Raw genomic sequence first — 21,740 nt, 5'->3', positions numbered from 1 at the left:
ATGAGCCTGCAACTGAACTTTGCCCAGGCCAGCGCCACCGGGCCGCGCGAGGAAAACCAGGACGCCCTGCGCCTGGTTACCCCGGCGCCGGAGCTGGCCGCCAGCAAAGGCTACCTGTTCGCCCTCGCCGACGGCGTCAGCCAATGTGCCGATGGCGGCCTGGCAGCCCGTGCCAGCCTGCAGGCGCTGGCCCTGGACTATTACGCCACCCCCGCGACCTGGAGCGTGGCCCAGGCACTGGACCGCCTGCTGCTGGCGCAAAACCGCTGGCTGCGCGCCCAAGGCAGTGGCCAGCCACTGCTGACCACCCTCAGCGCGCTGGTGCTGCGCGGCCGACGCTTTACCCTGGCCCACGTGGGAGACTGCCGCGTGTACCGCTGGCACGCCGGGCGCCTGCAATGCCTGAGCGAAGATCACGTATGGGACCAGCCCGGCATGCAGCATGTACTGAAGCGTGCGCTGGGCCTGGACCAGCATTTGCTGGTGGATTACCTGGAAGGCGAGCTGCAGCCGGGCGAGAGCTTCCTGTTGTTGAGCGATGGCGTATGGGCCAGCCTGGGCGACCAGCACATCCAGGCGGTGCTGCGCGAGCAACCCGACCTGCAACTGGCCGTCGATACCCTGGTCGCCAGCGCGCACCTGAACGGTAGCCAGGACAACGCCAGTGCCTTGCTGGTGCAGGTCGAGCAATTGGGCACTGCCAACCTGGGTGACACCCTGGCGCAACTGCAGCAATGGCCGGTGCCCGGCCCGTTGCGTGAAGGCCAGGTAATCGATGGCTGGCAAGCCGAAAAGCTGCTTTCGCAAAGCCGCCAGTCGCTGCTGTACCGGGTGCGCGATAGTCAGGGCCGAGCCTGGCTGCTGAAGACACTGCCACCCGCGCGCGCGCAGGAGCCCGGCGCGGCGCAAGGGCTGTTGCTGGAGGAATGGTTCCTGCGCCGGGTCGCTGGCCGGCACTTTCCCGAGCTGCACACCGCCAGCCAGCGCCAGCACCTGTACTACGTGATGCGCGAATACCCCGGCCAGAGCCTGGCAGCGCTGCTGGCCGAGCACGGCCCGCTACCCATGCCGCAGTGGCTGGAGCTGGCCCGGCAGCTGCTGCAGGCGGTCGGCGTACTGCACCGGCGCAACCTGCTGCACCGCGACATCAAGCCAGAGAACCTGCACCTGGGCAGCGATGGCCAGCTGCGCCTGCTGGACTTCGGCCTGGCCTACTGCCCGGGGCTGTCCGAAGACCCGCTGCACGAGTTGCCGGGCACACCGTCATACATTGCCCCGGAAGCGTTCGACGGCCAACCGCCCAGCCCACGCCAGGACCTATATGCCGTGGGAGTGACGTTGTATCACCTGCTGACCGGGCATTACCCCTACGGCGAGGTGGAGGCCTTCCAGCGCCCACGCTTCGGCCAGCCGGTCAACGCCGCGCGCTACCGCCCCGACCTGCCGGAATGGCTGCAGCACAACCTGCAGCAGGCACTGGCAGCCGACCCGGCGCAGCGCTTCGAAACCGCCGAACACTGGTTGCTGCTGCTCGAACGTGGCGACCGCCAGGAGCTGCCCACCCGGCCACGGCCGTTGCTGGAGCGCGAACCGTTGAAGGTCTGGCGCACCCTGGCCCTGCTGTCCTTGCTGTTCAACCTGATTTTGCTGCTCACCCTGCTCAAGGGCTGAACGCACCTTGCCGATGAGGAAACCCTGATGAATGCGAAAGTCTGGCTAGTTGGTGCTGGTCCTGGTGATCCGGAGCTGCTTACCCTCAAGGCTGTACGCGCCTTGCGGCAAGCCGCTGTGGTGATGATCGACGACCTGGTCAACCCGGTAGTGCTGGAGCACTGCCCACAGGCCCGTGTGATTGCCGTGGGCAAGCGCGGCGGCTGCCGCTCCACACCGCAGGCATTCATCCAGCGCCTGATGCTGCGCCATGCGCGGCAAGGGCGCTGCGTGGTGCGGCTCAAGGGCGGCGACCCGTGCATCTTCGGCCGCGGCGGTGAAGAGGCGCTGTGGTTGCAGGGGCATGGTATCGAGGTAGAAGTGGTCAATGGCATTACCGCCGGGCTGGCCGGCGCCACGCAATGCGGTATTTCCCTGACCTCACGTGGCGTAAGCCGTGGCGTGACGCTGGTCACGGCCCATACCCAGGACGACAGCGAACTGAACTGGGCGGCCTTGGCCCAGGGCGGGACGACCCTGGTGGTGTACATGGGCGTGGCCAGGCTGGAGCAGGTGCGCCAAGGGTTACTGGACGGGGGCATGGCACCGGCGACGCCGGTGGCGATGATCGAGAATGCCTCGTTGCCGCAGCAGCGGGAATGCAGGAGCGATGTGCGGGGGATGGTCGAGGATGCGCGGGGGTTTGGCTTGCGTAGCCCGGCGATTTTGGTGATTGGGGAGGTGGTTGGGGAACAGGTGGTTCAGGAATTGGTGGCAATAGCAGGTTAATGCAGTGCCTGTAAAGGCCCCTTCGCGGGCTTGCCCGCTCCCACAGAGATTGCACATAGCCTGCGACATACGACGAACCTGTGGGAGTGGGCAAGCCCGCGAAAGGGTCGGCACACACCACACAAATCCCAGGCAAAGAAAAACCCGGCCGAGGCCGGGTTTTTCATGAAGCTTCAAACCAATTACTTGGCCTGGGCTTCTACCTGAGCTTCAACGCGACGGTTGACAGCGCGGCCTTCTTCGGTGGCGTTGTCGGCAACCGGACGGGTTTCGCCGTAGCCAACCGAATCAACACGGCTGGATTCTACGCCGTACTGCTGGGTCAGGACCTGCTTGACAGCGTTGGCACGACGCTCGGACAGCTTCTGGTTGTAAGCGTCTGGGCCGACGGAGTCAGTGTGACCTTCCACGGTAGTGGTGGTCTGTGGGTACTGCTTCATGAAGTCAGCCAGGTTCTTGATGTCGCCGTAGCTGTTTGGCTTGACGACCGACTTGTCGAAGTCGAACTTGACGTCCAGCTCAACGCGAACGACTTCGGCAACAGCCGGGCAGCCATCAGCGTCAACGGTAACGTTGGCCGGGGTGTCAGGGCACTTGTCGACGTTGTCGCAAACGCCGTCGTTGTCGGAGTCGGAGCACACTTCGGCAACTGGGGCCGGAGCGACTTCAGCTTGCTTCGGGCTACCGCCGAAGTTCAGACCAACACCAACGGTCGGGCCCCACTCGGTGTTGCCGTTGTCGATGTTGTACATGGCTTCTACGCCAGCACGGGCGAAGAACATGTCGGTGATGTACCACTTGGCGCCAGCGCCAACGTTGGCGAAGGTGGAGTGGTCGCGGCCGCTACGAGTGGCCTGGCCCAGGCTCTCGTGAGCGAAACCGGCGGAAACGTACGGACGCAGAGCGTCGCCAACGGTACCGAAGTGGTAGGTAGCGTCGAGCTTGGCCTTGGAACCTTTGATGTCTTTGTTGAAGACTTCACCACGAGCGTTGTGGGTCTCGTTGTAGCCGAGGTCCAGGGAAACGTCGTCGGTCAGGAAGTAGCCCAGGCGAACACCAGGATTGGTGCCGTCGTTCTTGAAGTTACGTTCGCTGTCGTAGTACTGCTTGGTAACGTTGCCTTCGATTTCCACAGCGCCTTGGCCTTGAGCCAGAACGCCGAACGAAGTAGCAGCGACGAGCGAGCCAATGGCCAAGCCCAAGGTGTTTTTCAATTTCATCCGTTAAATCCCCATCTGGTGATAGTTAAGCAGTCCCACCACAAACAAGGGGGACAACTCGACGGCAAGTCTAGCAGAACTCGCCGGTTCGTTAGAGATATTTGCACGCCACTAAGTTTCATCGAGGCCGGCAAATTTCTCCCGAAGCTTGTCTAGCGCGCGCTTGTAGCGCATTTTTGTCGCGCTCAGGCCCATGTGCATGATGTCGGCAATTTCCTGAAATTCCAGCTCTGCGACAAAACGCAGCACCAGGATTTCCCGGTCAATCGGGTTCACATGCACCAGCCACTTGTCCAGCCCGCCTTTTTCTTCCGGCTTCGGAGCCTTGTCTTCGGACGCCTCTTCGACAGGGTCCAGACTCAAGGCATCCATCAGCCGACGTTTACGGCGCTCCTTGCGGTACTGGGTAATGCATTCGTTGTAGGTGATGCTGTAGAGCCAGGTCTTGAACTTGGACTTACCCTCGAAGTTCTTCAGCCCGTACAGCACTTTCAACATGACTTCCTGACAGACATCGTCCGCGTCACGGTCGTTCCCCAGATAACGTGCACAGACGTTGAACAGGGTCCGTTGGTAGCGCCGCATGAGCTCCTCATAGGCGCGGGTAACGTGGTACAGCTCTTCATGCGAACGCGCCACCAACTCTTCGTCGGTGAGCTCGCGGGGGTCATAACGCATGGGCGGCGAATGAACTTTATTCAAAACGGATCTGGCCGACAGTCAGGTCAATGTCGCCGCGCGACCCCGTGGGTCGATTTTCGCGGCGGCATACATTAACAGCTTTGTGCGGTTAGCGGCTATTGACTCGCTGCTCAAGCAACTCGCGATTGGACAGCGACACCAGTTCGCCATCATCGGTCAGCAGCGTCGTCTTGACCGTACCGATTTCCTCGATGTGCCCTTCGACCTCTCCAATTCGCACCTGCTGGCCCACCTGATAAAGTTCGCGCACGTAGATGCCGGCCAGGATCTGCCCGGCGATTTCGCGGCTACCGAGGCCCATTGCCAACGCAACGGCCAGACCAACGGTAATCAGCCCGATCACGATCACATGGTTCAGCAGGTCGGTTTTCACCTCCAGCTGGCTGATGGCCACCGAGATGCTGATGATGATCACCAGGCCTTGGGTGATACGGCCCAGGCCTGCCGAGTATTCCAGGCCGATGCCTTCGGCAGCGCCGCGTACCAGGCCGTTGGCCACCTGGGCCAGCAGCACGCCGGCCAGCAGCACCAGGGCTGCGCCGAACACCTTCGGCAGGTAAAGGGCAAGCATGTCGAGGGTTGCCGAAACCCGCTCCAGGCCCAGCGACTCTGCGGCCGAGACCAGGAAGATGAGCAGCACGAACCAGTAGACGATCTTGCCGATCAGGGTGGAGATGGGTACCTGGATGCCGACCCGGCCGAGCATCTTGGTCAGGCCGGTGCCGGCCATCAGGCGGTCCAGGCCGAACTTGGCCAGCAGTTTGGACAGCAGCGTGTCGAGCAGCTTGGCCACCACGAAACCGAGCAGCACCACGACCAGCGCGCCGAACAGGTTGGGGATGAAGTTCGCTACCTTGGTCCAAAGGGCAGTCATGGCGGTGACCAGGCTCTGGGTCCAGAGATCGAGTTCCATATTCAATCGGCCTTATCTGCTTTGCTGCCGTTGGCAGCGTTGCGGGAAGAGTGTCGACGCACCGGCGCAACATGCGCCGCGCCATTGTTCACGGCGATCAGCAGCGCCTGGCTCCAGCGGCCAAGCAGGCTGAACAGATCGCCCGCGCCAACCTGGCGGTTGGCGGTTTTCAGCACGCGACCCAGGCAAGCGGCGTCGTCCCGGTCGTCCCGGTCATTGCCGGAGGGGGACGCCTTGAGCAGGTCGCGCAGGGATTCTTCAAACGGATCGTGCATGGGCACCTCGCGCAGTGTCAGTCAGAGACGAGATGGCCGGTCGATGGGTCACACATCGCATTGGGACGAGTGTTTCAAAATGAATGCGCGTCGGCTTCTTCGCGGGCACGCCCGCTCCCACAGGGATCCCACAGAACCTGAAGGCTGTGGTGTCCCTGTGGGAGCGGGCGTGCCCGCGAAGAGGCCAGAGCAGGTCAATCGACATCTATACCCACCGCAACCGCCGAAACAGCCACCACTGCCCCACCGCCAGCCCCAGCACGACGATGCAGGCGAACAGGAAACCATAGGGGTTTTCCGCCCCGGGGATGCCGCCGACATTGATGCCCAGCAGCCCGGTGATGAAGCTCATGGGCAGGAAGATGCAGGTGATGATGCCGAAGCGGTACATGGTGCGGTTCATGCGCTCGCTACGCCGGCGATCCTGGCTTTCCAGCACCAGCGCGGCACGTTCGCGGGTCAGTTCCAGCTCTTCGAGGTAGCGGATGAGGCTGTTGTTCAGCTCGTTCCAGTAATCGGCATCGGCATCGGCGAACCAGCTCCATTTGCTGCGCGACAACTGGGCGTAGATTTCCCGCTGCGGGGCAAGAAAACGCCGCAGACCGGCGGCACGCCGGCGGATCTGCTGCAGGCTGCCGTTCTCCGGGGTATACCGTTCGTCGGATTCAACCTTTTCTTCTTCAATGTCGGCCAGTTCGGACAGGTCGCTGACCAGACCCTGAACCTTTTCGGTGAGCAGTTCGCCCATCAGCAGCAACAGCTCGGAAGCCGATTTCGGGCCCCTGCCCTCTTCGAGCTGCTGGAGAATCTCGTCACTGGCGCGCAACGGCCGCAGGCGCAGCGAGATGACCCGCTGCGCCTCGGCAAAGATACGCACCGAGACCATGTCTTCCGGCTCTGCACCCGGGTTGAGGTTGACCCCACGCAGGAACAGCAACAACTGTTCATCGGCCATGGGCAGCAGGCGCGGCCGGGTGTTTTCTTCCAGCAGCAGCTCGCAGGCGAACGCGCTCAGGCCGCTGTCGTGCAGCAGCCAGGTGCGGGTTTGCGGATGGCTGCGATCCCAGTGCAGCCACAGGCTTTGCTCGGGTTGCAGCTGCAGGTCGTCCAGCTCGGTACGGGCAATCGAGCGCGCGCCACCTTTGCCATCGAGCACCAGGGCGTGCACCAGCCCCCACTGCGCGTTGTCTTCCTCGAACATCAAAGCTCCATCAGCGCGGGCGGCGCCTTACTCAGGCATTTTCAACGGGCTTGGCGAGACCAGCACGCCATTGTTGTCGGCATACACATACTCGCCCGGGCGGAAGGTCACCCCGGCGAAGGTCACTGGCACGTTGAGGTCGCCGATGCCGCGCTTGTCGGTCTTCATCGGGTGGCTGGCCAGGGCCTGCACGCCGACGTCGGTCTGGATCAACACGTCGACGTCACGCACGCAGCCGTAGATCACCAGGCCTTCCCAACCGTTCCTGGCAGCCTTCTCGGCGAGCATGTCGCCGAGCAGTGCGCGGCGCAGCGAGCCACCACCATCGACGACCAGGACCTTGCCCTTGCCATCGAGCTCGACCTGCTCCTTGACCAGCGAGTTGTCTTCGAAGCACTTGATGGTGACGATCTGGCCGCCGAACGAATCGCGGCCACCAAAATTGCTGAACATCGGTTCCAGCACCTGCACCAGGTCCGGGTAGGCATCACACAGGTCGGGCGTAACGTAATGCTGCATGGGAAGCTCCTGTCAGTCACAACGAAAGCGGATATCGGCCAAGGCTACACCGTAGAGCCCATTGCAGTCATCCGGGACCAAGCAGTCAGTTGTGTTTTGCCTGTACCGGCCCTTTCGCGGGCACGCCCGCTCCCACAGGGACCACACAGGGGCTGAATGCTGTGAGGTCCCTGTGGGAGCGGGCGTGCCCGCGAAAGGGCCAGCACAGGCGACGCAAACTCAGCTGACGGGCACAGGCTCCGCCACCACCGTGGATTCATGCACCGGCACCAGCGGATCCCGCAGCCAACGCTCCACCAGCGGCCACACCTGCACCTGCGCGGCCTTGCTCACCAGCATGTCGACATGCCCGAAAGCGTCGAAGCCTTCCTCGAGCCCCAGCCGCAGAAACTGTTTGCGCTCACCGCCGAATTGCTCGAACAGCTTGCGGCAGGCCCACACCGGGTCCTGGAAGTCCCCCGCACCAGCCACGGCCAGCAGCGGCACATCCACCTTGGCCAGCCCCGCCCACCAGTCGCTCTGTTTGTCGCCAAAGCGCCCGAACAGGCCATGCCAGCGCATGCTTTCCAGGGCCAGGCCGATCGGCTCATCCTCCGGCCCACGCTTGAAACGCGGCCCGGAAATCTGCCCCCAGCGCTTGAGCAGCAGCTTGGCCCCCCAGGCCAGCGGTGGCACCTTCAGCGGCCAGTACACGCGGCTGATCTGGGTACCGAACAGCGCCACGCTGGCCACCTGTTCGGCAGCCAGAAAGCCACCGCCCAGCGCTGCCGCCAGGGTCGTGCCGCCCAAGGAATGGCCGACCCAGTGCGGCGTCTGGCCCGACTGCTCGCGCACGAACGCGGCAATCAGCGGCAGGTCATCGCGGGCATAGGCGGCAACGCTGTTGTGCTTCCAGTCATGGTTGCGCGGCGACAGGCCATGGCCGCGCATTTCCGGGATCCACACATCGAAGCCGGCGCGGGCGAGATAGGCGCCCAGACCAACCCCTTTGGGGGAATACCAGAAGCGGCGGTTGGAGAAGCTGCCGTGCAAGAGAATGACCGGTACGCCCTGGGCCTGGCCCTGATCGGCCAGCCCCAGGCGGGTGACAGCCAGCTCGACGCTGGGGTCAGGGCTGTTGCCGGCCTTGATCCGGTACACGTCTTCGCTGAGGTCGCCGCGGCGTTCGGCACTGAGCAGGGCCACGGGGAATAGAGTACTGCTGCTTTGCATAAGGTTGCTTGGTGCACAAAAAAGGGCGGGTTCCATTGCTGGAGCTCGCCCTGGAAAAAACCAGGCGGGGGTACGCCAGACGTACCCCCGCGTTTTACTGCATCAGACCGCGCCCTGGCCTTCAGCCAGGTAGAACCAGGTTTCGAGTACCGAGTCCGGGTTCAGCGACACGCTGTCGATACCCTGCTCCATCAGCCACTTGGCCAGGTCCGGGTGGTCCGACGGGCCCTGGCCGCAGATGCCGATGTACTTGCCAGCCTTGTTGCACGCGGCAATGGCGTTGGCCAGCAGCTTCTTCACCGCAGGGTTACGCTCGTCGAACAGGTGGGCGATGATGCCCGAGTCACGGTCCAGGCCCAGGGTCAGCTGGGTCAGGTCGTTGGAGCCGATCGAGAAGCCGTCGAAGTACTCCAGGAACTCTTCGGCGAGGATGGCGTTGGACGGCAGTTCGCACATCATGATCACGCGCAGGCCATTGTCGCCACGGGCCAGGCCGTTTTCGGCGAGCAGGTCGACAACCTGGCTGGCTTCACCCAGGGTACGCACGAACGGCACCATGATCTCGACGTTGGTCAGGCCCATCTCGTTACGCACGCGCTTGAGCGCACGACACTCGAGCTCGAAGCAGTCACGGAACGATTCGCTGATGTAGCGCGAAGCGCCACGGAAGCCGAGCATCGGGTTTTCTTCTTCCGGCTCGTACAGCTTGCCGCCGATCAGGTTGGCGTACTCGTTGGACTTGAAGTCCGACAGGCGCACGATGACCTTTTTCGGGTAGAAGGCCGCAGCCAGGGTGCTGATGCCCTCGACCAGCTTCTCGACATAGAAGCCTACCGGGTCGTTGTAGCCGGCGATGCGCTTGTCGACGCTGTCCTTCAGGTCGGCTGGCAGGCCGGCGTAGTTCAGCAGCGCCTTGGGGTGCACGCCGATCATGCGGTTGATGATGAACTCCAGGCGCGCCAGGCCGACACCGGCGTTGGGCAGCTGGGCGAAATCGAAGGCACGGTCCGGGTTGCCGACGTTCATCATGATCTTGAATGGCAGGTCGGGCATGGCGTCGACCGAGTTCTGCTTCACATCGAAGCCCAGCTCGCCCTCGAAGATGAAGCCGGTATCGCCTTCGGCACAGGATACGGTCACACCCTGGCCGTCTTTCAGCACCTGGGTGGCGTTGCCGCAACCGACCACAGCCGGAATGCCCAGCTCACGGGCGATGATCGCCGCGTGGCAGGTGCGCCCGCCGCGGTTGGTGACGATGGCGCTGGCGCGCTTCATCACCGGTTCCCAGTCCGGGTCGGTCATGTCGGAGACCAGCACGTCGCCCGGCTGGACCTTGTCCATTTCCGATACGTCGTTGATCACGCGGACCTTGCCGGCGCCGATGCGCTGGCCAATGGCGCGGCCCTCGACCAGAACGGTGCCCTTCTCTTTCAGCAGGTAGCGTTCCATGACGTTGGCGCTGGAGCGGCTCTTCACCGTCTCGGGGCGCGCCTGGACGATGTACAGCTTGCCGTCGTCACCGTCCTTGGCCCATTCGATGTCCATCGGGCGCTGGTAGTGCTGCTCGATGATCATGGCCTGCTTGGCCAGCTCGCTGACCTCGGCATCGGTCAGGCAGAAGCGCGCGCGCTCGGCGCGGTCCACTTCGACGGTCTTGACCGAACGGCCGGCCTTGGCTTCTTCGCCATAGACCATCTTGATCGCCTTGCTGCCCAGGTTGCGGCGCAGGATGGCCGGGCGGCCTGCCTGAAGGGTGTTTTTGTGCACGTAGAATTCGTCAGGGTTGACCGCACCCTGCACCACGGTTTCGCCCAGGCCGTAGGCGCCGGTGATGAACACCACGTCGCGGAAGCCCGACTCGGTGTCGAGGGTGAACATGACGCCGGCGGTGCCGGTTTCGGAGCGGACCATGCGCTGCACGCCGGCGGACAGGGCCACCAGCTTGTGGTCGAAGCCCTGGTGCACGCGGTAGGCGATGGCACGGTCGTTGAAAAGCGAGGCGAACACTTCCTTGGCCGCGCGGATCACGTTGTCGACGCCGCGGATGTTGAGGAAGGTTTCCTGTTGGCCGGCGAACGAGGCGTCCGGCAGGTCTTCGGCGGTAGCCGAGGAACGCACGGCAACGGCCATGTTGTCGTTGCCGGCAGCCATTTCGGCGAAGGCCGTACGGATTTCCGAATCCAGACGTGCCGGGAAGTCGGCTTCCATGACCCACTGGCGAATCTGCGCGCCGGTCTTGGTCAGGGCGTTGATGTCATCCACATCGAGTGCGTCGAGCGCGGCGTGGATACGGTCGTTGAGACCACTCTGTTCGAGAAAATCGCGGTACGCCTGCGCCGTAGTGGCAAAGCCGCCCGGCACCGATACACCAGCACCTGCGAGGTTGCTGATCATCTCGCCCAGGGATGCGTTCTTGCCCCCCACATGCTCCACATCATGGACGCCGAGCTTATCGAGGGAAACTACGTACTCTACCAAGGTGATCTCTCCACTAACTGTGTTGGAAAAGCTCAATGGCGCCCGCCTGCCTTCGTTGACTTGGCCGGACGCTTGTGGCCTGTACCTGGAAAATAAGTGAGAATGCCGACAGCCGCATTCGGCAAACCGAACTTATCATATCCAAGAAACGTCATCAGCTTAAGGCCCAGATCGCAAATGAAACGAACCGCGTTCTTCATCTCCGACGGCACCGGCATCACCGCCGAAACCCTGGGCCAGAGTCTGCTCGCTCAATTCGAGAGCATTCCGTTCAATAAATTCACCCGTCCCTACATCGATTCGCCGGAAAAGGCGCGGACCATGGTCCAGCAAATCAACGCTGCGGCCGAGCGCGATGGTGTACGCCCGATCATCTTCGATACCATCGTCAATCAGGACATCCGTGAGATCCTGGCTACCTCGAATGGCTTCATGATCGACATCTTTTCTTCGTTTTTGTCCCCGCTCGAACAGGAATTGACTGCCCATTCGTCGTATTCGGTCGGCAAATCGCACTCTATCGGCGGCAATTCCAACTACATGGAACGCATCGAGGCGGTGAATTTCGCCCTGGACAATGACGATGGCGCACGCACCCACTACTACGACAAGGCCGACCTGATCCTGGTAGGCGTATCGCGCTGCGGCAAGACCCCCACCTGCCTGTACATGGCCATGCAGTTCGGCATCCGCGCCGCCAACTACCCGCTGACCGAGGACGACATGGAGCGCCTGCAGCTGCCGGCGGTGCTGAAAAAGCACCACAACAAGCTGTTCGGCCTGACTATCGACCCCGACCGCCTCACCGCCATCCGCCACGAGCGCAAACCCAACAGCCGCTATTCCAGCTTTGCCCAGTGCGAGTTCGAAGTGCGCGAGGTGGAAAACCTGTTCCGCCGGGAGAACATTCCCAACATCAATTCCACGCATTTTTCGGTGGAAGAGATTTCGGCGAAGATCCTGGTGGAGAAAGGGGTGGAGCGCAGGTTCAAGTAAGCCGGTACCGGCCTCTTCGCGGGCGCGCCCGCTCCCACAGGTATCGCACAAGACTAAAGGTCGGTGGGGACCTGTGGGAGCGGGCATGCCCGCGAAGGGGCCAACACAGGAATACAAAAAAGCCCCGGCATCACTGCCGGGGCTTTTCATTTCAGCTCATGGCTCAGGACGGCACCACCGCCGCCTGCCCGCTCATGGCCAGGTCGACCAGCTCGCGGTTGGCCACCGCGTACATCGCATAATCGGTACCCGTTGCATTGCGCAGGTCATCCAGCATGGCGCGCCAGCGCTCCACCATCACCCGGTGCTGCTCGGCCCACAGCGCCACACGGGCGTCCATGTCTTCCGGTGCATCGGCCATCTGCAGTACCGAGATGGTGATCGCCCGCTGCTGCAGGTCGATGTCGTCGCGGAACGCCTCGCGGGCCAGCGCCTGCCAGTTGTTCTCCACCGGCAGGTTGCTGATTTCCTGCAGGTACCAGGTCAGGTCCAGTGCGCTGCCCACGGCGAAGAACGCCTTGGCCACCTGCGCCGGGTCATGGCCGGTAACGTCCGAAGCCTCGATGATCGGCAACAGGGTGTACAGGTGGGTAGTACCAGCCACCATGCGCGCCAGCAACTCCGGCACACCAGCCTCGACGAAGCCTTGGTAGCGCACCATCCAGCGCTCGCGGGTCGGGCCTTCGAGCAACTCGTCGAGCTTGAGCCCCAGTTGCGCGATCTTCGGCCCAAAGTGCGCGGTGTCGCGCCCGGCGTCCTGCTCGTTGCGGCGGCTGCGCAGGAACCAGCGGGTGGCACGACGGCCCAGGCGCATCAGCTCGTCCATCAGGGTCAGCTGGATTTCCGCCGGCACCTGGTAGTCCAGAGCCTCGATCTGACGGAACCAGTGCGGCAGGTGGAAGATGTCGCGCACGATCACGTAGGCCCCGGCCACGTTGGCCGGGCTCATGCCGGTCGACTCCTTCAGGCGCTGGACGAAAGTGATGCCCATGTTGTTGACCAGGTCGTTGGCGATCTGGGTGCTGACGATTTCGCGCTTCAGGCGGTGGCGGCGCATGGACTCGGCGAATTTGCTGACCAGCGACGGCGGGAAGGCGGTTTCCATGTCGCGGGTCAGGTAGTCGTCGTCCGGCACCAGCGACTTGAGCAGCTGTTCCTTGAGGTCGATCTTGCTGTACGAGATCAGCACCGACAGCTCGGCACGGGTCAGGCCCTGGCCGGCGGCCAGGCGCTCGGCCAACTGCTCTTCGGACGGCAGGAACTCGATGGCACGGTCCAGCTTGCCACGGGCTTCCAGGTCGGCCATCAGGCGCTTGTACTCGGCAATCCGCTCGCGGGCGCGGCGGGCCGCCAGCGACAGCGCCTGGGTCTGCTTGTAGTTGTTGCCCAGCACCAGCCCGGCCACTTCGTCGGTCATGCTGCCCAGCAGCTGGTTGCGCTGCTTCTCGGTCATGTCGCCACCCTGCACCACTTCGTTGAGCAGGATCTTGATGTTGACCTCGTGGTCGGAGCAGTCCACGCCGCCGGCGTTGTCGATGAAGTCGGTGTTGGTGGCGCCGCCATGCAGGCCGAACTCGACCCGGCCAAGCTGGGTCATGCCCAGATTGCCGCCCTCGCCCACCACCTTGCAGCGCAGCTCGTTGCCATTGACCCGCAGCGCGTCGTTGGCCTTGTCGCCGACATCGGCGTGGCTCTCGGTGCTGGCCTTGACGTAGGTACCGATGCCACCGTTCCACAGCAGGTCTACCGGTGCCTTGAGCAGCGCATTGAGCAGCTCGGTCGGGGTCAGGCGATCGGCTTCGATGGCGAAGCGCTCTTTCATCTGCGGGCTGATGGCGATGCTCTTGGCACTGCGCGGGAAGATACCGCCGCCTTCGGACATGATGCTGGTGTCGTAGTCGCTCCAGGCCGAGCGCGGCAGGTCGAACAGGCGCTTGCGCTCGGCAAAGCTGGAAGCAGGCTCCGGGTTCGGGTCGATGAAGATGTGCAGGTGGTTGAACGCCGCCACCAGTTGCAGCTTGTCGGACATCAGCAGGCCGTTGCCGAACACGTCGCCGGCCATGTCGCCGACGCCAATGACGGTGATCGGGTCTTCCTGCACATTGATGCCGCGCTCGCGGAAGTGGCGCTGCACGCCCACCCAGGCGCCGCGCGCGGTAATGCCCATCTTCTTGTGGTCGTAACCGGCCGAGCCGCCCGAGGCGAAGGCGTCGCCCAGCCAGAAGCCGTAGTCGATGGCGATGCCGTTGGCGATGTCCGAGAAGGTCGCGGTGCCCTTGTCGGCCGCCACCACCAGGTACGGGTCGTCATCGTCATGGCGTACCACGTTGGCCGGCGGCACCACGCCACCGTCCTTCAGGTTGTCGGTGATGTCGAGCAGGCCGGAAATGAAGATGCGGTAGCACGCCACGCCTTCGGCGGCGATCTCGTCACGGCTGCCGCCCAGCGGCAGGCGGCGCGGCAGGAAGCCGCCCTTGGCGCCGACCGGCACGATCACCGAGTTCTTTACCTGCTGGGCTTTCACCAGGCCCAGCACCTCGGTGCGGAAGTCTTCCTCACGGTCGGACCAGCGCAGGCCGCCGCGGGCAACGTTGCCAAAGCGCAGGTGCACGCCTTCGACCCGTGGGGAGTAGACGAAGATCTCGAACTTGGGCACTGGTTTAGGCAGCTCGGGGATCAGCTTGGGGTTGAACTTGAAACTGAAGTACGACTTGTTGTGGCCGTTGGCGTCCGGCTGGTAGAAGTTGGTGCGCAGGGTGGCCTTGATCAGGTCCAGATAGCGACGCAGGATGCGGTCTTCGTTGAGCACCTGCACGTCGTCCAGCGCGGTCAGGATGGCTTGCTCCAGGCGCAGTTGCTTGTCATCCAGGTCTTCCTGGGTGAGCTTGCGCGCCAGGTAGAAGCGGGTCTTGAACAACCGGGTCAGCTCGCGGGCGATGTCGGTGTGGTTGTTCAGGGTGCTGGCGATGTAGCCCAGGTCGAAGCCCAGGCGAATCTGCTTCAGGTAACGGGCGTAGGCGCGCAGCAGCGCCACGTCGCGCCATGGCAGGCCGGCGGTCAGCACCAGGCGGTTGAAGGCGTCGTTCTCGGCATCGCCGCGGACGATGTGGATGAAGGCATCCTGCAGGGTGTCGTTGAGCTGCTGGATGTCCAGGCTCAGGCCTTCGCTGTAGGTGAAGGCGAAGTCATGGATCCAGTAGCCGCGGCCACTGGCATGGCGCAGGCGGTACGGGAACTCGCCGAGTACGCGCAGGCCAAGGTTCTCCAGGATCGGCAGCACGTCGGACAGCGCCAGCGGCGTGTCGGCGTGGTACAGCTTGCAGTGCAGGGTGCGTTCCCCGACCTGGGTCAATGGCTGGTAGAAGCTCATCGCCAGCGGCTTGCTTTCCGACAGGTTCAGCACGTGCTGCAGGTCGACCACCGCCGAGTGCGCGGCGAAGCGCTCGCGGTAGCCGGCCGGGAAACCTTTGGGGAAGTCGGCGAGGATGTTGGTGCCCTGGGCTTCGCCGAAGTTCTCGATCACCAGTGCCGAGTAGTCGTCATGCCACGAACGGCAGGCCTGGATCACTTCGCGTTCCAGCTGCTGCGGGTCGATGTCGATGCGGTTTTTCGGGTCTACCCGCAGAATCAGCTGAACACGTGCCAGCACCGATTCGGAGAAGAAGGTCCAGAACTCGCAGTCGCTGGCCTTCAGGCGCTCCATCAGCACCTGCTGGATCTTCTGCCGCACTTCGGTGGAGTAGATTTCCCGCGGTACATAGGCCAGGCAGTAGCAGAAGCGGCCGTATGGGTCCTTGCGCAGGAACACGCGGATCTTGTTGCGCTCCTGGATCTGCACGATCGACATGACGGTGCTGAACAGCTCGTCGACCGGGGTCTGGAACAGGTCGTCGCGCGGCAGTACTTCCAGTACCTGGGCCAGTTCCTTGCCCAGGTGGGCCTTGGGATCGAAGCCCGAGCGGCGCTCGACTTCGGTGACCTTCTGTCGGATATAAGGGATGGCATGCACGCTTTCGCCGTACACCGACGAGGTGTACAGGCCCATGAAGCGGTGCTCCTTGATCACCTTGCCGTCGGCGTCCAGCTGGCGGATCGACACGTAGTCCGGGTAGGCCGGGCGGTGTACGCGGCTTGGCAGCGCGGCCTTGGCGAACGACAGCAGCAGCGGTTCGTTGAGGTAGGCCACGGCGTAGTCTTCGATGCGCAGCTCGTCGCTCGTCAGGCCAACGCGCAGGCGGCGCGGCAGGCCGAGGAACGACTGCTCGTCGTAGACCATCTGGCCGCCATCGGCGTCGCCCTTGACGGTGAATTCTTCATAGCCCAGGAAGGTGAAGTGGTTGTCCAGCAGCCACTCGAGGAAAGCCTTGACCTCGCCCTTTTCGTTCTGCGCCGGGCCAAAGGCGGTCTGCTCCACCTCCGCAACCACTTCACGCAGCTTGGCCTTCATCGGTTCGAAGTCGGCCACCACCACCCGCACCTCGGCCAGCACCTGCTCGATCTCGCGGGCCAACACCGTCAGCTCGGCAGCGTTGGCGCAACGGTCGATCTCCATGTACATCAGCGACTCATGGCGTACGTCCTCGCCCTGGGTGCCCTTGGGCAGCAGTTCAAGCAGCTCGCCCTTGGCGCCGCGGCGCACGCTGAGCACAGTGGTTTGCAGGGTGTGGATGCTGTAGCCGCGGCGGTTGAGCTCGGTGCGTACCGAGTCGACCAGGAACGGCAGGTCGTGGTGCAGCACTTCGACCACGGTGTGGGTCGATTGCCAGCCATTGCGTTCGTAATCGGGGTTGTACACCCGTACTTGCGGGTATTCGGGGTCGAAACGCTCGATGATGCGCCAGGCTGACAGGGTGCAGCCGGCCAGGTCGGAAAGCCTGCGTTGGGTGAGTTCGTCCAGAGAGATGATGCCGAAGAACTGCTCGGCGAACAGCGCGACTTGTGGCAGGGACTGTTCGCTGATGTGCTGCGCCAGGGCCGCTTGCAGTTGATGCTGGAAGTCGGCTTTGCTGGCTGCGGTGAAGAACGCCATCTGTGGTACTCCGCTTGGGCTTTGTAATAATTGAAGCGTCGCTGCGTGCGCCGTGTACGGATCAACGATAGCCAACCCGTGGCAAGGCGGACGGTAAAACCAGGCGTTGAACGTGCGCAGGCACGCCCAGGGCTCGCCGAAGCTTAACGACTGATCGGTCATCAAGGCTTGCAGCGCTGCGACAATTTCGGTCAAGGGGGGGTAACTTTACGTTTATGCCTGTCGGCAAGACTGTCAGAATTCCCTTCCGTTTCCTTTGATCCGAGCCTTGTCCATGCAAATCAATACTGCCCTGCTGTTCGCCACCCCTTGCGATGACGAGGAAGACAACATGGCGACCCTGTGCTGCCACAGCGACAAGGGTCAGATGTTCCTGCTGACCCGCTACCCGGACGAAGACACCGTCGACCTGACCCTGGATGACGAGCCGTCGACGCTGGATGGGCTGAAAGTGACCCTGAGTGCCAAGCGCCTGCTGATCGAAGTGGCGGCCGGCGACCGGGATGCGCTGAAGGGGGATGAAGTGCTGGAGATCAACCTGACCAGCGAGTTGAGTGACATGGATGAAGTGAAGGAAACCCTGGAGAACATCCTGGCCGGGACCGGCACCTTCGTCTGCGAGCTGTGACGAACTGAATACCGGCGCGATCATTGTGGGAGCGGGCATGCCCGCGAACACCGGCACAGCCGGTGCCATCCATCGCGTCGCCTGCTTCGCGGGCACGCCCGCTCCCACAGTGATCGCGCCAGTTTTTAGGTTTTGTGCAAGGCAGTTCCCCCACAACGATCATGCCAGAGCCTGCTGCATCTCCCGGGCCTGCACCCGCAACGCCTGGCAAAACGGCTCCACCGCCGCCGACGCCGGCCGGTGGTCCGGCCTGATCAGCATCACCTGATACGGCACCGACACCCGCAACCGCCGGATCGGCAACCCGCCCTGCGCCGCCTCCAGGCCGCTCAGCGGGTTGATGATCGCCACCCCCAGGCCCTGCCTGACCATGGCGCACACCGAGGCAGCACTGGTGGTCTCGATGACCGTGCGGCGGTTCACCCCTGCCGCGCGAAAGTGCTGGTCCAGGCGCTGCCGGTAGGTGTCCAGGCTGGCCAGGTTGATGAAGTCGACCTCATGGAAATCGCTCAGCTCCAGCTCGGCCCTGGCCTGCAACGGGTGCCCGTCGGGCAGCACGCACACCATGTTGGCGCTGAATAGCAATTCGCCGTAGGCGCCACGCGGTATCTGTTCTACCTCGGTCAGGCCCAGGTCATGCTGCTGGGCAACCAGTGACTCCTCCAGCAACGGCGACTCCTGCGCCAGGATACTCACGCTCACGCCCCGGTGCTGCTGGTGAAAGCGCTGGCAAGCCTTGGGCAGCAAGGTCTGGGAAAACAGCGGCAGGCAAGTAATGGCCAGCCGGCCCTGCTCGAAATTGCGGATGGCCTGGGCAAAGCGGTCGATGCGCTCCAGCCCTACGTAGGCCCGCTCAACCTCCTCGATCAACAGCAGCGCCTGGGCCGTCGCCACCAGGCGGCCACCTTCGCGCTCGAACAGGTTCAGCCCGGTTACCTGCTCCAGCCGCGCCAGTTCGCGGCTGACGGTGGGCTGCGAGGTGAACAGTAGACGCGCCGCACCGGTGACGCTGCCAGCGGCCATGATGGCGCGGAACACTTCGATATGGCGGACGGACAGTTTCACGGGCAACACCTGGCAAGTCGGTAATGGTCATATCAGATATGAATGGCTGATAGAAAAATAGCTATTTTTCTGAATTCCTGCTTTGGCTCATCCTCGTGACCTTCCTTATATGAGTAGCGCCACCATGACTGCACCCTTCACTCTTCTGGCCGAGGCTGTCCGCCAGCACGGCTCGCCGCTGTGGGCCTACGACGCCGGCACCATCGCCGAGCGTGTCGAACAGCTGAAGGTGTTCGACACCGTGCGCTTCGCCCAGAAGGCCAACCCCAACCTGCATGTGCTGCGCCTGATGCGCGCCCACGGCCTGGTGCTGGACGCAGTGTCGCTGGGCGAAATGGAGCGGGCCTTTGCCGCGGGCGCCAGCGTGGATGGCGACCCTGCCGGCGTGGTGCTGACCTGCGACGCGCTGGACCGGCCGACCCTGGAGCGGGTGGTGGCCTCGAAGATCGAAGTCAACGCCGGCTCCATCGACATGCTGCGCCAACTGGGTGAACGCTCGCCCGGCCACCGCGTGTGGATCCGCATCAACCCCGGCTTCGGCCATGGCCACAGCCGCAAGACCAACACCGGCGGCGAGAACAGCAAACACGGCATCTGGCACGAAGAGCTGGGCGAAGCGCTGGCCTGCGTGAAAGCCCATGGCCTGCACCTGGTAGGGGTGCACATGCACATCGGCTCGGGGGTGGATTACCAGCACCTGGAGCAAGTGGCCCGCTCGATGATCGAGCTGATCGGCCGCCTGGGCGTGGACATCGAGGCGTTCTCCATTGGCGGCGGCCTTTCCACCCCGTACCGCAGCAGCGACAAGCCGGTCGACCTGCAACGCTACGCCCGGACCTGGGCCGTGGCCCGCAAGGAAATCGAAGCGATGCTGGGCCACCCCGTGCGCATGGAGATCGAGCCAGGGCGCTTCCTGGTGGCGGAATCGGGCTACCTGGTGGCCGAGGTACGCGCCGTGAAGCAGGTGGGCCGCAACACCTTCGTCATGATCGACGCCGGTTTCAACGACCTGATGCGCCCAGCGATGTACGGGGCCTACCACCGCATGAGCCTGCTCGACGCCAACGGCCAACCGGTGGACCGCCCACGGCAGCCGACCGTGGTGGCCGGACCGCTGTGCGAGTCGGGTGATGTGTTTACCCAGGATGACCAGGAACTGACCCCGCACGACCTGCCCCAGGCGCAGGTGGGTGACCTGCTGGTGATCCACGACGCCGGGGCCTATGGCGCGTCGATGTCATCGAACTACAACAGCCGGCCGTTGCTGCCGGAGTTCCTGATCGAGGATGGAGCGCTACGGATGATTCGCCGCAGGCAGACGGTGCAGGACTTGCTGGGCCTGGAGGCGGGCATCTAGATACCGTTTTTCAGGCAGATTGCCCAGCGCGTTGGGCTGCGCTGCCGCGTAGAGAACTGAATTCGCAAGCGGTACGCGTACCCTGTGGGAGCGGCTTTAGCCGCGAAGAATCCAACGCGGTGCATGGCACCGGCTACGCCGGTGTTCGCGGCTAAAGCCGCTCCCACAGGTACGGCGCCGGGCTCGAGGGCAGTGCCTACTTGTGGGAGCGGGTTTACCCGCGAAAGGGCCGGCCCGGGCAACACATCAGCTGATGCCCTGCCCCACCGTCCATTGCCCTGTCCCACACAATCCGGGTACCCTTTTTCTTCCTCCCGGCCTCCCCGGCCATACACCGCCCAGGCATGACTCCATGATCATTCGCCAAAGTATCGCTGCAGACCACCCGCAACTGCTCGATATCTGGCTGCGCGCCGTGCGCGCCACGCACCACTTTCTGCAAGCGTCCGACATCGACGCGCTGCTGCCGCAATTGCGCGACGTCTACTTCCAGGCCGTCGAGCTCTGGGTCGCGGTTGACACCGAAGACCGCCCGCTGGGCTTCATCGGTTTCAATGGCAACCACGTGGAAATGCTCTTCGTCGCCCCCGAGCACCATGGCCAGGGCATAGGCCGCGCGCTGCTGGATTTCGGCCGCCAGAAGCACAACGTGATGAGCGTCGATGTCAACGAGCAGAACCCGCAGGCAGTGGGGTTCTACCGGCATTACGGCTTCATCCAGACCGGCCGCTCAGCGCTGGATGGCGAAGGCCGACCGTTCCCCTTGCTGCATATGAGCCTGCCTGCCCAGGCTTGATTTTCGGGGCGACTTTGCGCCCCTGCTGCTGATACAAATTCGCGAGACAGACCAAAGGCATGAACCCGACGCGTTATACCACCGTGGCAAAGGACTTGATGGAAGGCATCGCCAGCGGCCGCTACCCGGTGGGCAGCCTGCTGCCGACCGAGTTCGAGCTGTGCGACCTGTACGATGTGAGCCGACACACGGTGCGCGCGGCGATCAACCAGTTGCTCAACCAAGGGCTGGTATCGCGGCGCAAGCGCGTGGGTACCCGGGTGGAGGCCAGCAGCCCGCGCGGTGGCTACTCGCAGTCACTGGCCAGCGTGGCGGACCTGGCACACCTGGCGGAAACCCAGCAACTGGAAATCCAGGACGTGCGCCACTTCGTCGCCGACCTGAGCGAGGCGGCGCGGCTGGGGCTGGTACCGGGCGAGCACTACTTCTGCGTGTCGAGCATCCGTGTCGACCGCGTGCACAAAGCGGCGCCGCTGTGCTGGACCGATGTGTATGCGCAGCGCGACTATGCCGAGGTCATCGAGTTGGCCCGCGAGCACCCCGACCAACTGATTGCGGGGCTGATCGAGCAACACTATGGCCGGGCGATCGCGGTGGTCGACCAGCAGGTGCGGGCAGTGTTGCTGACCGCGGAAATGGCCCGGGTGCTGAAGGCCGAGACAGGCGCGCCGGGGCTGAAGATCATTCGCCATTACCGCGAGGAAAACGGCGACCTGATGGCGGTGTCCGAGACGGTGCACCCGGATGACCGCTTTACCCTGGTTAGCCAGATGCGCCGGGATCGGTCGCCTGGCTGATCAAACCAGCGCCATGCTCGATATCCCAAAACTTGCGCGATCCCTGTAGGAGCGGCCTTGTGTCGCGAAAGGGCTGCGCAGCAGCCCCAGGATTTCCGCGCAGGTGCATAAAT

General features: G+C 63.5%; 17 protein-coding genes. 7 read left to right on the top strand and 10 right to left on the bottom strand.

Translation table 11 applies throughout. The features are described 5' to 3' along the window. Together AC2T3R_RS08040 and cobA are read left to right on the top strand one after the other, a co-directional pair. Entirely contained in the window at nucleotides 1-1,671 is a 1,671-nt protein-coding gene (locus AC2T3R_RS08040) for a bifunctional protein-serine/threonine kinase/phosphatase (RefSeq protein WP_486744903.1), read from the top strand. A gap of 27 nt (nucleotides 1,672-1,698) precedes the next feature. Next, complete coding sequence (gene cobA / locus AC2T3R_RS08035; protein ID WP_410953319.1) at nucleotides 1,699-2,439, top strand: uroporphyrinogen-III C-methyltransferase; 741 nt, start codon at nucleotides 1,699-1,701, stop codon at nucleotides 2,437-2,439. Nucleotides 2,440-2,621: 182 nt separating this feature from the next. Here cobA and AC2T3R_RS08030 read toward each other — a convergent pair whose 3' ends face one another. From AC2T3R_RS08030 to ppsA, 8 genes are all read right to left on the bottom strand, one after another. Then, nucleotides 2,622-3,659 (bottom strand): OmpA family protein, encoded by a 1,038-nt coding sequence (locus tag AC2T3R_RS08030; RefSeq protein ID WP_004376136.1) that lies wholly within the window; start codon nucleotides 3,657-3,659, stop codon nucleotides 2,622-2,624. A 111-nt stretch (nucleotides 3,660-3,770) separates the two neighbouring features. Further along, entirely contained in the window at nucleotides 3,771-4,337 is a 567-nt protein-coding gene (gene sigX, locus AC2T3R_RS08025; RefSeq protein WP_003248665.1) for an RNA polymerase sigma factor SigX, read from the bottom strand. A gap of 112 nt (nucleotides 4,338-4,449) precedes the next feature. Continuing rightward, nucleotides 4,450-5,274, bottom strand: a complete 825-nt coding sequence (locus tag AC2T3R_RS08020) for a mechanosensitive ion channel family protein (RefSeq protein ID WP_004376138.1) — start codon at nucleotides 5,272-5,274, stop codon at nucleotides 4,450-4,452. Between the two features lie 2 nt (nucleotides 5,275-5,276). Continuing rightward, nucleotides 5,277-5,549: a hypothetical protein gene (locus tag AC2T3R_RS08015; protein ID WP_004376140.1), complete on the bottom strand. Its 273-nt coding sequence runs from the start codon at nucleotides 5,547-5,549 to the stop codon at nucleotides 5,277-5,279. A gap of 205 nt (nucleotides 5,550-5,754) precedes the next feature. Next, nucleotides 5,755-6,750, bottom strand: coding sequence for a zinc transporter ZntB (locus AC2T3R_RS08010; RefSeq protein WP_013971669.1), 996 nt, complete (start codon nucleotides 6,748-6,750; stop codon nucleotides 5,755-5,757). Nucleotides 6,751-6,777: 27 nt separating this feature from the next. Beyond that, complete coding sequence (gene rraA / locus AC2T3R_RS08005; RefSeq protein ID WP_013971668.1) at nucleotides 6,778-7,269, bottom strand: ribonuclease E activity regulator RraA; 492 nt, start codon at nucleotides 7,267-7,269, stop codon at nucleotides 6,778-6,780. 219 nt (nucleotides 7,270-7,488) lie between these two features. Continuing rightward, on the bottom strand, nucleotides 7,489-8,481 hold the full coding sequence (locus tag AC2T3R_RS08000) for an alpha/beta fold hydrolase (protein ID WP_367070685.1): 993 nt from the start codon (nucleotides 8,479-8,481) through the stop codon (nucleotides 7,489-7,491). Between the two features lie 102 nt (nucleotides 8,482-8,583). Next, nucleotides 8,584-10,959, bottom strand: coding sequence for a phosphoenolpyruvate synthase (ppsA, locus tag AC2T3R_RS07995; RefSeq protein ID WP_015269493.1), 2,376 nt, complete (start codon nucleotides 10,957-10,959; stop codon nucleotides 8,584-8,586). Nucleotides 10,960-11,136: 177 nt separating this feature from the next. Here ppsA and ppsR point away from each other — a divergent pair, with 177 nt between their 5' ends. Beyond that, nucleotides 11,137-11,955 carry a posphoenolpyruvate synthetase regulatory kinase/phosphorylase PpsR gene (gene ppsR / locus AC2T3R_RS07990; protein ID WP_024086557.1) on the top strand — a complete coding sequence of 273 codons (819 nt, stop codon included), beginning with the start codon at nucleotides 11,137-11,139 and terminating at the stop codon, nucleotides 11,953-11,955. 163 nt (nucleotides 11,956-12,118) lie between these two features. On the opposite strand, the gene AC2T3R_RS07985 is transcribed toward ppsR, so the two are convergent. Continuing rightward, complete coding sequence (locus AC2T3R_RS07985) at nucleotides 12,119-16,984, bottom strand: NAD-glutamate dehydrogenase (protein ID WP_410953318.1); 4,866 nt, start codon at nucleotides 16,982-16,984, stop codon at nucleotides 12,119-12,121. Nucleotides 16,985-17,258: 274 nt separating this feature from the next. Here AC2T3R_RS07985 and AC2T3R_RS07980 point away from each other — a divergent pair, with 274 nt between their 5' ends. Continuing rightward, nucleotides 17,259-17,612 carry a hypothetical protein gene (locus AC2T3R_RS07980; protein WP_013971664.1) on the top strand — a complete coding sequence of 118 codons (354 nt, stop codon included), beginning with the start codon at nucleotides 17,259-17,261 and terminating at the stop codon, nucleotides 17,610-17,612. Nucleotides 17,613-17,771: 159 nt separating this feature from the next. On the opposite strand, the gene AC2T3R_RS07975 is transcribed toward AC2T3R_RS07980, so the two are convergent. Next, nucleotides 17,772-18,677, bottom strand: a complete 906-nt coding sequence (locus AC2T3R_RS07975) for a LysR family transcriptional regulator (protein WP_015269490.1) — start codon at nucleotides 18,675-18,677, stop codon at nucleotides 17,772-17,774. Nucleotides 18,678-18,801: 124 nt separating this feature from the next. Here AC2T3R_RS07975 and lysA point away from each other — a divergent pair, with 124 nt between their 5' ends. The 3 genes from lysA (at nucleotide 18,802) to AC2T3R_RS07960 (ending at nucleotide 21,627) form a co-directional block, all read left to right on the top strand. Further along, nucleotides 18,802-20,034: a diaminopimelate decarboxylase gene (gene lysA, locus AC2T3R_RS07970; protein WP_486744902.1), complete on the top strand. Its 1,233-nt coding sequence runs from the start codon at nucleotides 18,802-18,804 to the stop codon at nucleotides 20,032-20,034. 352 nt (nucleotides 20,035-20,386) lie between these two features. Next, complete coding sequence (locus tag AC2T3R_RS07965; RefSeq protein ID WP_410953315.1) at nucleotides 20,387-20,830, top strand: acetyltransferase; 444 nt, start codon at nucleotides 20,387-20,389, stop codon at nucleotides 20,828-20,830. Between the two features lie 59 nt (nucleotides 20,831-20,889). Then, a complete protein-coding gene (locus AC2T3R_RS07960) occupies nucleotides 20,890-21,627 on the top strand; it encodes a GntR family transcriptional regulator (protein ID WP_486744901.1) in 738 nt (245 codons plus the stop codon). The last annotated feature ends 113 nt before the right edge of the window (nucleotides 21,628-21,740 follow it).

It is taken from the genome of Pseudomonas sp. PVC-5-1 (assembly GCF_057444345.1).
Note: the sequence above shows the minus strand (reverse complement) of the source record. Positions and strands in the feature narration are given on the sequence as shown.